This is a genomic window from Chitinophaga sp. LS1 (assembly GCF_034274695.1).
Lineage (GTDB): Bacteria > Bacteroidota > Bacteroidia > Chitinophagales > Chitinophagaceae > Chitinophaga.
In genome coordinates this window covers 7,400,303-7,413,687 of sequence record NZ_CP128362.1, presented here as the reverse complement: position 1 = coordinate 7,413,687, position 13,385 = coordinate 7,400,303, and the positions used below count along the sequence as shown (strand labels likewise).

The 13,385-nt window shown below is 43.0% G+C and carries 9 protein-coding genes; 3 read left to right on the top strand and 6 right to left on the bottom strand.

The features are described 5' to 3' along the window. From QQL36_RS30380 to QQL36_RS30360, 5 genes are all read right to left on the bottom strand, one after another. Nucleotides 1–2,457, bottom strand: coding sequence for a glycoside hydrolase family 95 protein (locus tag QQL36_RS30380; protein WP_321567856.1), 2,457 nt, complete (start codon nt 2,455–2,457; stop codon nt 1–3). Nucleotides 2,458–2,662: 205 nt separating this feature from the next. Further along, the gene (locus QQL36_RS30375) at nt 2,663–3,859 is read right to left on the bottom strand and encodes a DUF4998 domain-containing protein (RefSeq protein WP_321567855.1); all 1,197 of its coding nucleotides are present in this window, start codon (nt 3,857–3,859) and stop codon (nt 2,663–2,665) included. A gap of 18 nt (nt 3,860–3,877) precedes the next feature. Further along, nucleotides 3,878–5,101 carry a DUF4959 domain-containing protein gene (locus tag QQL36_RS30370; RefSeq protein ID WP_321567854.1) on the bottom strand — a complete coding sequence of 408 codons (1,224 nt, stop codon included), beginning with the start codon at nt 5,099–5,101 and terminating at the stop codon, nt 3,878–3,880. Nucleotides 5,102–5,112: 11 nt separating this feature from the next. After that, nucleotides 5,113–7,011, bottom strand: coding sequence for a RagB/SusD family nutrient uptake outer membrane protein (locus tag QQL36_RS30365; protein ID WP_321567853.1), 1,899 nt, complete (start codon nt 7,009–7,011; stop codon nt 5,113–5,115). Nucleotides 7,012–7,021: 10 nt separating this feature from the next. Then, complete coding sequence (locus QQL36_RS30360) at nt 7,022–10,246, bottom strand: TonB-dependent receptor (RefSeq protein WP_321567852.1); 3,225 nt, start codon at nt 10,244–10,246, stop codon at nt 7,022–7,024. Between the two features lie 142 nt (nt 10,247–10,388). Between QQL36_RS30360 and QQL36_RS30355 the strand changes: the two genes are divergently transcribed. Both QQL36_RS30355 and QQL36_RS30350 read left to right on the top strand, forming a co-directional pair. Beyond that, on the top strand, nt 10,389–11,288 hold the full coding sequence (locus tag QQL36_RS30355) for an AraC family transcriptional regulator (RefSeq protein ID WP_321567851.1): 900 nt from the start codon (nt 10,389–10,391) through the stop codon (nt 11,286–11,288). Nucleotides 11,289–11,331: 43 nt separating this feature from the next. After that, a complete protein-coding gene (locus tag QQL36_RS30350; protein ID WP_321567850.1) occupies nt 11,332–11,595 on the top strand; it encodes a hypothetical protein in 264 nt (87 codons plus the stop codon). 13 nt (nt 11,596–11,608) lie between these two features. Here the strand turns inward: QQL36_RS30350 and QQL36_RS30345 are convergent, their stop codons facing one another. After that, nucleotides 11,609–12,118, bottom strand: coding sequence for a hypothetical protein (locus tag QQL36_RS30345; protein WP_321567849.1), 510 nt, complete (start codon nt 12,116–12,118; stop codon nt 11,609–11,611). Between the two features lie 718 nt (nt 12,119–12,836). Here QQL36_RS30345 and QQL36_RS30340 point away from each other — a divergent pair. Beyond that, the gene (locus QQL36_RS30340) at nt 12,837–13,376 is read left to right on the top strand and encodes a hypothetical protein (protein ID WP_321567848.1); all 540 of its coding nucleotides are present in this window, start codon (nt 12,837–12,839) and stop codon (nt 13,374–13,376) included. The last annotated feature ends 9 nt before the right edge of the window (nt 13,377–13,385 follow it).

The following is a 13,385-nucleotide window of genomic DNA, read 5'->3' as shown; positions in this document are numbered from 1 at the left end:
TTATTTTTTGCTGGCTATGATCTCCCTGATCTCTCCGTTTATTTTAAGTTTAACCTTTTGGCCCGCACGAGGCGCTGTAACACGATAACTAATCACCTCCCCGTTTTTCCATGCAAAGTCTACCGTGAAATTTCCTCTTGCCTTCAACCCTTTCACAGATCCTGCTGCTTTCCAATGATCCGGGATAGCCGGTAAAAAATTAATCATCCCTGCATGACTTTGCAACAACATTTCAGCAATGCCTGCCGTAGCGCCAAAGTTGCCATCAATCTGGAATGGTGGACCTGCAGATAACATATTCTGATAAACACCTCCACCTGCGCCATAATTAATATCTGTTCTTACAGTAGGCTTCAGTACTTCTTTCAATAGTTTAAATGCCCTGTTTCCATCCTGTAACCTCGCCCAGAATAATAGTTTATAAGCAATCGTCCAGCTTGGCCCATCATCACCTCTTACTTCCAGTGTTTTCTTTGCCGCAGCTGCCAGATCAGGTGTTGTTTCTGTTGTGATCAGCGAGGCAGGATACAATCCCCACAAGTGCGAGATATGCCTGTGTTGCGGATCGGTTTCTTTATAATCTTCTAACCATTCCATGATCCGGCCATCTTTGGCGATAACCCCCGCAGGAGGGAGTTGTTTTATTTTACTCGCTAATTCATTTCTGAATGCGGCATCCAAACCCAATACTTTTGAAGCCGTGATCACATTATTAAACAGATCCCGTACAATCTGGTTATCGATTGTCGCTCCTATACAAATACTGGCATGATTGCCATTCGGAAGAAAAAACGCATTTTCAGGAGAGGAGGAAGGAGACATGACGAGCCATCCTGTTTTATCATCTTTTATCAACAGACTATTATAAAACGCTGCAGCGCCTTTTAGTATTGGATAAATGTCTTTCAGATAATGTGTGTCATTAGTAAAAGCATAATGCTCCCACAGGTTATTACACAACCAACCGGAACCTGATTTGGTAGCGCCCCAGGATGCACTTTCACCCGGTTCTGTAAAACCCCATATATTAGTGATTACATGAGCTACCCAACCTGGTGCATTGTAATAAGCCTTTGCTGTGCGGGCACCCGGGGCGACAAGTCCGCGCACCAGCTCTGCCAGCGGTAAGTTCAGTTCTGATAGATTGGATACTTCCAGCGGCCAGTGATTCATCTGCACATTTATATCCAGGTGATAATCGCCATTCCATGGTGTTTGTATTTGATTGGCCCATAAGCCTTGTAAATTGGGAGGTAATAAACCGGGCCTTGTACTACAAATGGATAAGTAACGTCCAAACTGATAAAACATTACCGGTAGTTCGTTATCTTCTGTGGGATGATTATAAAATGAAGCCAGTCTTTTGTCGGTTGTTGTTGTCAAACCTTTATCAGTTGCTGTGGGTAAACTTTTATCTGTTGTAGCAGCCAGTCTTTTGTCGGTTGTTGTCAAACCTTTATCAGTTGCTGCGGGCAAACCTTTATCTGTTGTAGCAGCCAGTCTCTTATCAGTTGTTTCATCTAATCCATTCCCAAGATCAATCTGTACTCTATTAAACAATCTTCCATACTTCCTGATATGCTGTTGTCTTTCTATACTAAACGGTTTTGCCATGGCTGTTTTCAAGACCTTATTCATCCTTTCGACATATCCCGCATCCTTATAATCAGTACCAGCAGAAATATACAGAATAATCTCTGTCGCATTCTTAATCACCATCGCATGATCCTCAGTCGTCAGCACACCTCCCTTTAATTTTGCTTTTACTACAGCCTGATACCGCATCCCTTTTCCATCTATGCCATTATCCAATTGGCCTGATAGCACCAAAGTACTATCCTGAATACGCGTAGCCCCTCTCTCTGCCCGACTCATTGTAACACGACACGTAAGCCTCCCCGGCATATCTGCCGTCAAACGAATAATGCTAACATCATCATCAAAGCTGGTAAAGTACTCTCTATGATAAGTTACACCCCCTGCTTTATACTGACAGCTGGCGATCGCATCATTTAAAGAAAGCTTTCGCTCATATCCTCCCGGCGCCTCAAAAACATATGATCCCACCGGCCCATGCTCAAATGCTATCTGCAATTCCCCCATCGTCTGATAACACCCAAAAGGCACACTACCCGAGCCTTTCCCTGTACAAATGAAGTTCTTATCCATCAATGCCTGTGCCTCATCATTCTTCCCTTCCCGAAGCAATTGCCTGATAACCGGTAGCTGCTTATAAGCTTCATAATTATTCGCATCCTGCGGTGCACCCGACCACAGTGTTATATCGTTCAACACAATCTTCTCCATCCTCACATCCCCATCAGGCATCATCCCCAATCGGCCATTGCCAAGCGGCAACGTCTCCTCCCATACCTGAGCTGGTCTGTCATATCGCAAAGTTTGCCCACAGATCACTGAGGGAATCATTCCAAATATTATTGTTAATATATACTTCATCAATTTATTTTAGTTTACCCGCCAATAACCAAAGGGATCAATCCTATAATGGCCGTTAATATATACTTCATCAATTTATTTTAGTTTACCCGCCAATAACCAAAAGGATCAATCCTATAATGGCCGTTAAAATATATTTCATCAATTTATTTTAGTTTACCCGCCAATAACCAAAGGAATCAATCCTATAACAACCGTTCACCATTTATTCCTTATTCCAAAAAGTAATCTCTGAAAGGTTCACATAATTATTCGATCCATTCGCACAATGTGTTACCCTGATCCTGATATACCTTACCGGCGGCGGATTATCCATCAAATTGGCCTTAACCGCTGCATTCCCATTATCCGATCTCGCCACTTCCTTCAACAACGTCCATCCCTTACTTTGCATCACCGCCTTCCACCCCGCATCATCCGAATTCAACTCAGGCACTGCATCCGTCAGATCATCAATCCCCCATACCTCAAACTGATCCGGATTATTACAACACCCTCTACCAGTTTCCTCTATTACACTCAGCTGATTATACACCTTTCCCATATCAAAACTCAACGCCCTCGGCAGCGACCCATTTCCATCACTATGATATATATTCGGATAATCCTGCGGACCTACAGATCCATCCCACAATTTACTCACCCGCGTATCTGATTGATAGATCCCCATATCTCCCCACAGATCATGCTCCTGGAACAAACTCTTATCACACTGCACCAATCGCAGTATACTGGGAAAGGTGTCATAACGGGAAGTATAAAATGTATCCAACGCACCTCTAACCGGAATATAAGAAGATTGATACACGATCGGCGTACCAAATTTATAATCGGTCAGTTTCAATGAATCTTCCAAAGGAGAAACCCATACTGTTGCCACTTCTCCACGCTGATTTGTATACTTTAACGCCGTCGTAATATTGATCGTATCAGGTGTCACAAACCGCAGTGTCACCGTGTTATCATCATTAATCAAATAAGGATCTGCCTCCGGCAATCTATTATGTAATGTCGCTTTATAAACCGTACCATATACCCTCGCATTGTTAATCTCAGTAGCCACAGACCTGTTCCCCTGCGCATCATAAGAATACACAATAAATGTATACACATATTCCGCGAGCCCTGCTATCGTACAACGAACCGTATCCGAAGTATTATGTGTGGTGGAATTGATAGTCATGGAGTCAGTGCCGTTATTCCAGTATACATTATACTTAACAATGCTCTGATCCGGACTAGGCTGCCATATTAACTGCAACCGTCCATCACCCGGTAACGCCTGTGCATTGGACACTTTACCCGGATACACCAGTTCTGTACCATTCAAAAACTCACGGTAGTCTGTCGGTTTTTTGCTGCATGCCACCAACAGTAGCACGCATACCAGTAGATATCTCATTGTATGCCGTTTTATAGGTTATCTGGGATCACCCCAGAATGTGAGTTCAGTCATGTTAAAAAATGTATTAGTCTGTGCCATATTGGATACACATTCAAAACGGATGTACCTTACTTTCGGCAAGCTCAGTGAAAAATTGTAACTGAAGCCATTATTCCAAAAAGCAAGATCCGCATTCGTGTATTGCGGGTTCGGTAACCCAGATGGCTTGGCTGGCGCATTATAGAATCCCAGGTTAATCCATCCATTAGGTGTCGTACCGCCAACAGGAGGGAGGTGGTCTGCATCAGGCATTGTTTCGTCTACAGGCGTATCTGCTCTTCCCCAAAGCACCCATGTCTGTGGTGCACCTGCCTGCCACAACCAGGTACCACTGCCATCAATACCTCTGTTCCAGATAGTATATCTGCTCAACCTCGCCGCCTGACCCATGTCAAATGTGATCACGGCCGGCCATACCAATGGTTGTATCGGTTGCTCTGTATGATAACCGGGAGACCCGGTTGAATTATTCCAAAGATTCTCTATCACCCAGCCAAAACCAGTCTTTGCATCTGTTCCCAATGAATAACTGCGGAAGAGTGACTTATCCATCTGCGCTTCAAATACAGGTGTGATAGTAGTGAATAATGTGTCTGAAATATTTCCCCACTGGTCGGTAACGTATACGCCAAATTGCTGTGGAATCGTATCAAATCCATGCAGACTATAAGAGATGGAATCTTCGTCTGTATAGTTCTGCGAAATGATCTGGTATTTCTTCGTTTGATCTGGTGCAATAGTGATAATTCCCAAATTTGCTTTCGCCTTATTTTCACAAGTAATACTCACCCCGCCAAAGTCTGGCTGCATCACCACTGTAGGCCTTGCCAGTAAATAAGGAGGCGTATCCGGATGGACTTTTACCGTTACCGGATCAGACACCACCTGTGCACGGCTTACTGTATGCAACACGACTTCATACTCTTTACTGGCCGCAAAACCACTTACTGTAATACTATCAGAATAGTAAGAAGACTTAGTCTGCCTGGTTGTTTTATCATTGATTTTATATTCTGCCTGTACATACAGGATATTCGATGAATTAGGCAATGTATAGGTGATATAAGCACCACCATTGAAGTTGACCACATTCACATTCGTCACCACACCCGGCTTGGTCATATCGTTAGATACAACATCGTTGTATCCATCCATCTTTTTGCAGGATACTATCAACAATAATAAAATGAGTTTTTTCATACGTGTAATTTTTACCAGTAAAGGGTTTGTACAAGATTCGGATTGGTGAGCAAATCATAATCCTGTATAGGATACAGGTAATTCCTGATACTAAAAGAAGTCTGCTGCACCAGCTTTAACTGGTAATAACCATCTGTCGTTCTGTTAAATACATTCCATCCCTGTACGGGGGTACTCAGTACATTTTGCAACTCCTTCCACCTTCTCAGATCCCATCCTGCCTGTCCTTCGAACGCGGTTTCAATTCTTCTTTCCTGATGAATAATATCACGTAACCCATCTTTTGAACTATACTTATCTGGATTGATTGAATACTGTGACCAGCTGGCTACAACGCCGTCCAAACCTGACTTTGCTCTCACTTTATCAATCCATGCATACACTTCTGCACCAGGGCCGTTCACTTCATTCAGACATTCTGCATATAGTAACCAGAGTCCGGTCAATTGTATAAAAGGCCATGAATAACCCTGCTGTATGCTGGACTGTCCGAAGGTGGTCTGATAAGGTACAAGCTTCTTTGCCCAATACCCGGTAGCATTATAACGCAGTTGATCAGGTGGTGCAGCCGGACCATTTACCGCATTGATATAATTGGGATTATTATCATCCAGGTTACCAGAGCCAAACCATACACTGCCATCAAAAGCTACATCTGCATAATACCGGGGCTCCCTGTTAAAGTTGCCTTTGGCACTGGTGTAACCCTTTTTGATGTAGTACGCATGTGCATCATCTCCTGCCTGTAATTTATAACGGTTGTTATAGTCGAAGGTCCTATCTTCATTAATAGGCACCCCATGATTAGAATAAAAAATTTCTGATTCTGCAATAGGTACAGAGAAATTAGAATAAACTGCAAATACATTAGAAGCCGCATCGGTAGTCACACGTGGAGAAGCCATATACTGCCAGCCAAATTGCGGATTCAACGTCCATATCTGTTCTGAATTCCAGCTATCTACAAAGGCTCCTTGTATGGTGAGCAGGCGACGGGTTGTATCAGACATATGTACAATACCACCACTTAATCTCAACTGGTATAGCGCAGCACTGCCTACATTATCAAGCGCATCTTTACATGCCTGCAAGGCGCGTTGCCATTTGCTGTCATCGTAGGCGGCCGGAAACAATAATACCCCATCATGGTTTTTCATGCCCGCATAATCAGGATTACCATTGAATAAAGGACTCGCCTGTGTAACCAACACTTCCGCCTTCACAGCCTGTGCAATGGTGGCGCTGATGCGTCCCTGTTCTGCTGCCAGGTTCTGTATCACCGGTGGCAGGTCAGGAATAGCTTCGTCTAATAATCTCACCACATAGTTAAAGCAGGAGTCAAGAGGTTGTTGTTTGATCCTTACCTCATCAATAGATGCATTCACAGGCAGGTTCACATCCACAATAGGAATAGGACCATACATCCTGATCAGCCAGTAATGAAAATATGCTTTTAAAAACTTCGCTTCTGCTGTCCATCTTTTACGCTGGTAGTCAGGCAAATCAGGAGGAATATGTACATTCTCCAAAAAGATATTGCATTTCCTGATGGCCTGCCACATATTCAACCCCATGTTATAACCATCCCAATAGTTCAGCAATGGGTTAGCGCTGTTCTGTAAACCACGGATAATGCTGAATCCTGCATCACCACCTGCACCACCCAGTGTAGTCTGGTCCTGTAACGGATAGGGGAATATCACTTCGCCCGAAGTGGTGAAACCCGGATTACGACGTACATCGGCCATGTTCTGCAAGGTGGCATAGCACCCAAACAGGTAAGCCTGTGTTTCATTGGCATTGGCAAATGCACTTTCCAATGTAGCGACATCATCAGGTATGACATCAAGATATTTCCTGCAGGATGAAAAAAGAATAAGGACTATTAATATTGTTAAGATCGTTTTCATCTGAATTCATTTAAAGGTTTACGTTAATACCACAGTTGAAAACCTTCTGTATCGGGTACCCAAAGCCCTGCCCAGCCTGTTCCGGATCCCACAGTTTAAAATGGCTGAACGTGAGCAGATTTAATCCGCTGAAATAAATGCGCATCGTTCTGATGTACATCCTTTTCGTCAGTGACTTCGGCAAACTATACCCCAGCTCTACTGATTTGAGGCGCATAAAGCTACCGTCTCTCAGCCACCAGGTACTTTGCTGCTGATTGTTCAGGATGTCGGTGGTGGAAAGTCTTGGCCACAATGCATATAAGTTCTGGTTCTCTTCTGACCAGTGATTGTCTGCATACGCCTGTAAGATCTGTGCGTTGTTTACAAATGGTGCAGTACCGTATTTTGCATAATACCTGTCATCCTGCGATGTGGCATTGATAAAAAAGGATTCTCTGGCAAGTCCCTGGAAGAAGGCATTGAGGTCAAAGTTTTTGTAGCCTAAAGAAAATCCAAAGCCATAAATGATCTGCGGTGTGGTGGGTAAACCGATAGGTACCTGGTCATCCTGATTAATGATACCATCCTTATTGACATCTCTGTATTTGATATCACCACCAGCAGGAACAGGCGAAGCACCAAATAACTGGGTAGGTGAATTTGCCGCTTCTTTATCATCTACAAATAATCTCTCTGCAATGTATCCGAATGGCTGGTTGATAGGTTTTCCATTCTGAAAACGATACCCGTATTTATATTCCGGTTCTTCAAAACGCTGGTACTTGTTGGACGTAACTGTCAGGTTACCCAGTACAGATGCCCAAAAGTTTTTGGAAAACGTTTGTTTATAGTTAATATTCAGATCCAATCCTTTGGCAGTCGCTTCGCCTACATTGGATTTTACGGCAGCTTCCAGACCGGTGGTGACGGGTATATATCCTCTTTGTTGCAGGATATTGTATCGGAATTCGTGATAAATTTCTGCAGTGATATTTAACTTGTCAAAGAAAGTGACTTCTGCAGCCAGATTGGATTTACGGGCGGTCTCCCAGGTTACGCCGGGGTTCGGGTAGTTCTGGATGGTCGTACCATACATCTTCACACCATTGGTTGTACCAAATACGGCCGAAGGCCCATTCACATCATCAGGTGTTACATTCGACAAATAATAGAACCTGGTATTATCGATATTGTCATTACCCACTAAGCCATAACTCCCTCTTAATTTCAGTCTGGTAATGATATGAGAGACATCGCCTTTCCAGAACTTTTCATTAGACACGACCCATCCTGCACCGACAGTAGGGAAGAAACCCCAGCGATATTGGGTAGAGAAACGTTCAGATCCGTTATAACCAAAGTTGAATTCAAGGAAATATTTACTGGCGAAAGAATAAGTTGCTCTTCCTGCTAATCCCAGGTTGCGGTAAGGAAGTGAATACTGAAGGGATGGCTGATGTGTGTTTGGATCGTTGGCATCCGCATTTAGCTTTTGTTGTCTGGTACCGATCAGTGCAGCACTCACATTATGTTTGCCAAATGCCCGTGCGTAATCCAGTGATCCCTGTAAATAAAGGAAAGTATTCACATCCTTCGTGCCCGGGTAATAACTGAGGAATTCCTGTGCGCCCCCCGGCTGACTATTCAGCCAGTTCAGGGAATAAGTATTACTGGTCTGGTCATAGTTCATTACATCATAGTAGAATGGCTTGTATGACCTGGTCAGGTCAAAGTAGGCATACCTGTTCGTGCTGAATAATCCGTGGAATGACAATCCTTTTGTGATGAAATTGAAGTCCTGGTTCAGTTCAAACTGCGCTGATAACCTTGACTCCGAAAAACTTTTGTATCCATACATCAGATCTGCGTAAGGATTGGCCTGTAAATTACCGGATGAGGTCAGTGAGTTACCGAACAAAATATGTTTGGTAAGGAGGTTGGCGCTATCGGCAGGAAAATAAGCAGGGAAAGACACGGGGCTTGTATGCAGTGCCCTGTCGTACAGATCACTCGCCAGTCCTGACTGATCGCCGGTAATAGGGCCGGTATATTCATTGAAATTACCCCATAGGCGTACTACGGCTTCAGTGGTTTTTGTGAGTTTCACATTCACATTGGAGCGTAACTGGTAGTTCTCAAACTTCATGGCAGAATTGAAGTTGTTGACAGGGTTTACCTGCAGAATACCATTGTCCTTATCATAAGAACCAGCGATATAGTATTTGGCTACATCACTACCACCCTGTACACTGAAATTGGCGCGCTGAGTAGTCGCCTGATCTTTGAACAATGTCTTCATCCAGTCCACAGCAGGGTATACGTAAGGGTTATACCCCGGCGCCTTGTCCATAGTGGCCTGTGTATTGATGATCTGGTTGGGGGTATACAGGGGTGTGGCCAGCGGATTGCGCGTAGTCAGTGCCTCGTTGTACAATTTCATGTAAGTGACCGGATCACCAAGTTTCACGGTCTGCGTAGGCCGGGAAACGGAGCGTTCATAACGCACGTTCATACTGGCTTTGCCTGCTTTCCCTTCTTTAGTAGTAACCAGTATTACGCCATTGGCACCTCTTGCACCATACAGTGCGGAGGCACTGGCATCTTTCAGGATAGAGAAACTTGCGATATCATCTACCTGTAGGCGGGCCAGTTCATTGGCACTGAGTTCCACATTGTCTACCAGAATCAGCGGACTGGCACTATATCCGAAGGTAGTGACCCCACGGATGAAGAAAGAGGAATTATCCAACCCCGGTTGTCCACCTCTCTGAAAGGAGATCATGCCGGCAATCTGACCAGCCAGGGCATTTGTAAGGTTGCTGGATGGGATCCTCAGTGCACCGGGGTCTATGGTGGTAACAGAACCAACCACGGCCTCCTTGCGTTGTTTTCGGCCATAGGCGACTACCACCACCTCTTCCACAGTGGCAGAAGCATGTTTCATGACAAGGTTGATCACCTTTGAATTGGGTGATACGGTAATGTACTGTTGTTCAAAACCTACATACGAAAATCGCAGTAGGGTACCTGGTTCAGCATCCAGGATGAATTTACCTGTAGAATTGGTAGAAGTGGCGATGTTCTTTTTGTTTTCCGCCACAACGTTCACCCCCTCGAGCTTTGATCCTGAAGAGTCGGTGATTGTCCCTGTAATAGTGATCTTTGTAGGTTGTTGTGCAGATGTGCTGATGCTGATGTACAGGAAAATAGTGATCAGTATCCCTGATAGAGATACAAACGGGAATTTTGGCATAAACCAATTTTTAATTATTTCATAACTGGAATTGTGTGAAACAAAAGTATCTAATCGCAACCCTGTAATAAATGGAGGATTCATTTATTTTCATGAATTATACTACGATTTTGTATTTTGTAGATAAATCCAGTGGCGCGTTATGAAAACTGTAAAACGAAGAGATGGTTTTGCGGGACAGCAGCTCATCAGCCTTCCTGATGCAGTCTGGAAGAATGCCATCAAAGCGAATACTGTACTCAGCCAGCTATATATTACGCATATAGGCTATTTTCCAAAGGCGGCATTTCACTTCCGCGACAGAAAGAACGGTTGTACAGATAACATTCTTATTTATTGTACTGGTGGAAAGGGCTGGTATGAGATTGGTAACCGGCGTTTTGAGGTTGGTGTCAATGAATTCGTGATAATTCCTGCTACCAGTTCTCACCTGCGTTACGGATCAGACGATCATCATCCATGGACAATTTACTGGGTACATTTCAGCGGAAAAGACATGGACACCTTTAACCGGAATTTTAATATAGGTCCGTTCGACGGCCCCCGGCATATACATGCGAATGAGAATGGGATTGAGTTGTGGAATGATATGTTTCAGAGTTTGAAGATGGGGTTTGGGAAGGATAACCTGGGTAAGGCGAGTTTGTACCTGTATCATTTTATCGCCACATTCGTGTATCCTGACAAGGTATCTGGTGAACAGGACGCCATCAATGACAGGATCAATGAAACGATCCGGTATATGCAGCAGCAGGTAGCATCAACGTTGACAGTGGAGGATCTGGCAAGGAAGATAGATTTGTCTCCGTCACATTTTTCAAGTTTATTTAAAAAGGCCACGGGTATGTCGCCATTGAATTATTTTATACATCTGAAATTACAGAAGGCTTGTTTGTTGTTGTATACAACGGATATGAAGATAAAGGATGTAGCGGTGGCGATAGGGTATGATGATCCTTTTCATTTTTCGAGGTTGTTTAAGAAGAGTATGGAGGTGAGTCCGGAGCGGTATCGGGGGTTGAGGAGGAAGGGGAATATTTAACGTTTTAGAAATTCCACCATACATTAGGAAACAATAAAGTATTATGATAAGATATTGGTTTGAGTTCGGGTTTGAAGGTTATAGTAATGCACCATATGGTACTAGAATGGGGTGTGGAGTGACCGGAATAAATTATGATGATGTGATTCAGATTCTAAAGGAAAAAGTTTTCTCAGGAAAAGATCTTCCTAAGATTATCTTAGTTAAAGAGAATATTGATATCAACGAGCTTGACAATGGGCATGTATTACCTAATATGCTACCACCCAATAGAAGAGGTGTTTGGTTTCCTATTGGCTATCAGTAATTATACCAGCTAATCATTTCATTAAATTAAATCTTATATTCTGTTCTAGTAAAGGATTTAGTGGTTTGTCATTAAATAGAGCCACACTTAATATATCCTCTCCTATGTTAGAATAGGTTATAATGAACAAGCTGTTTGGATTACTGTCCGATGTATATATCACATGGAAAATATCAAATGGCTCGGATGGATTCAGGTAGGCACCCTTCAGTGAATATCCACCTATATTCTTCTTTAATTTCTCAATACCCTTTTTATTTTCTGGTTGGTCAGCACTTACCCACACCACTGTTGTATCATGAGGGCTGAATTTTACCCAGAGATCTCCATTAGTCTTTTCCTGGCAGGTAAAGTTACCGGATGGTGTAGCCCGTATTTTTTCAAAATTCAAACTGTCTTTATTCCCATCGACGGATAAATAAATTGATATATATCCTGCTGACGCGTTTAAGGCTGGGTGGTTTTGGCCTTTGCAACTTAGAAGAGAAAATGTGACAAAACAGAATAATAAAACTTTTTGCATTTAAATTACTTTAGTTGTTGTACAGTTGAATATGCCTTATACTCATAGGTAACAACAGGCAAAAGTAAATGTATATTATCATGGAAATTGAAATAAATTTAGCATTATAAATGAAATCGGTAACATTATTTACTGATCTTACAATTTCCTCATGAACAGATACTTCTGCTCCTACACTAGCTACAGGGGGAGTTTATACCAGCTTTGATGATCACATTTCCCTTATTGGTAATCCCTACAGTCCTTTTTTCTAAAATATCTCCACTTGAGGTACCCATGACGTTTAAAGGAACTATACAAACGAAGTATTCGGGGGTGAATAATGGAGAGGTATGTGAGAAGACGGGAACGTATCATTTTTTGGTGAAAGGGGAGAGGAAGTATTGGTGATTGCAGGAAATGGATAATTGTGAAGGGAATAATGTGGTGGATTATGTGGATATATTTTTTGAGGAATAATATTTAGAGGTCTATACATTTCTATTTCCAATTTACAAATTAGCGCATTGTTTGCCTCTAAAGGCGGAATCGCCTTTAGAGCTATAGTCCAACTATACTGCTATAAGGGCACCATAAGTACATTAAAAGGGCATCTTAATATCAAATTGATATTGAGGTGCCCTTTTAATGATGTATTAGTACTCATTTAGTGCTATAGTTGCACTATATAACCAGACTTATCTTTAAATTTGATCTTATAACCCCAAAAGTGTTTGTTATGGCTCTAGTAAAAGACAATTTACTCCTTTATGCCGTCCGGGGCAGCCTCGGCGATCAATTCACGATTTACGAAAGGAATGACCAGATTATCATTGCCAAGAAACGTGGTCCGTCAAAGAAAAAGCCGACTAAAAAGCAGCTGGAAGCCCGGTATAAGATGAAAATAGCGGCAGCTTATGCTATAGCGATCCTGCAGGATCCTGAACTGAAGGCTTATTATAAGTCGCTGGCAGGCCCGGGGCAGAATGCTTATAATATGGCGGTGAAGGATGCATATAAGGCTCCGGAGATTCAAAATATCCGGTTCGAAGAAGAGACTGTGGTAGTGACTGCGAAAAATGAATTTAGGGTAGCATCTATAGATATTCGTGTAGTTGATGCTGCCGGCAGCATACTCGAAAGAGGAAAGGCAGTTTTAGGCCGAAATGGCGTGGATTGGCATTATAAGATAGCGAACCTGCCACCCGGTGGCAAGGTCGTCGTAGTGGCGGTAGATCTGCCCGGAAATGAAACCGTGAGGGAAGTGAGATTAGAATAGTGAATATGT